The sequence below is a fragment of the Mammaliicoccus sp. RAM2 genome, assembly GCF_045897195.1.
Classification (GTDB): Bacteria; Bacillota; Bacilli; order Staphylococcales; family Staphylococcaceae; genus Mammaliicoccus; species Mammaliicoccus sciuri.
Genome location: NZ_JBJNWI010000023.1, coordinates 1 through 792, shown reverse-complemented (window position 1 = coordinate 792; position 792 = coordinate 1). Strand labels below are relative to the sequence as shown.

The following is a 792-nucleotide window of genomic DNA, read 5'->3' as shown; positions in this document are numbered from 1 at the left end:
GAGCACAAGTGAGTCATTGAGCACGAGTGAATCATTAAGCACAAGCGAGTCATTAAGTGAAAGTGAGTCGATCAGCGCAAGTGAATCACTAAGTACGAGTGAATCATTAAGTACAAGTGAGTCATTGAGCACAAGTGAGTCATTGAGTACAAGCGAATCATTAAGCACAAGCGAGTCATTAAGTGAAAGTGAGTCGATCAGCGCAAGTGAATCACTAAGTACGAGTGAATCATTAAGTACAAGTGAGTCATTGAGCACGAGTGAATCATTGAGCACGAGTGAATCATTGAGCACGAGTGAATCATTAAGTGAAAGTGAGTCATTGAGCACGAGTGAATCACTAAGCACAAGCGAATCATTAAGTACGAGCGAATCATTGAGTACAAGCGAGTCATTGAGCACGAGTGAATCATTGAGTACCAGCGAGTCATTGAGCACGAGTGAATCATTAAGCATGAGCGAATCATTAAGTACATCAGAGTCATTGAGCACAAGTGAGTCATTGAGTACAAGCGAATCATTGAGCACAAGTGAGTCATTGAGCACGAGTGAATCATTAAGCACGAGTGAATCATTGAGTACAAGCGAATCATTAAGTACAAGTGAGTCATTGAGCACGAGTGAATCATTGAGTACAAGCGAATCATTAAGTACATCAGAGTCATTGAGCACAAGTGAGTCATTGAGTACAAGCGAATCATTAAGTACGAGCGAATCATTAAGTACATCAGAGTCATTAAGTACAAGTGAGTCATTGAGCACAAGTGAGTCATTGAGCACGAGTGAATCATT

Annotated in this window: 1 protein-coding gene; it reads left to right on the top strand. The window is 40.9% G+C overall.

Translation table 11 applies throughout. From position 1 onward, the window contains the following. A partial coding sequence (locus ACJTHF_RS14005; protein ID WP_407812637.1) for a hypothetical protein occupies positions 1–792 on the top strand: 792 nt, incomplete at both ends.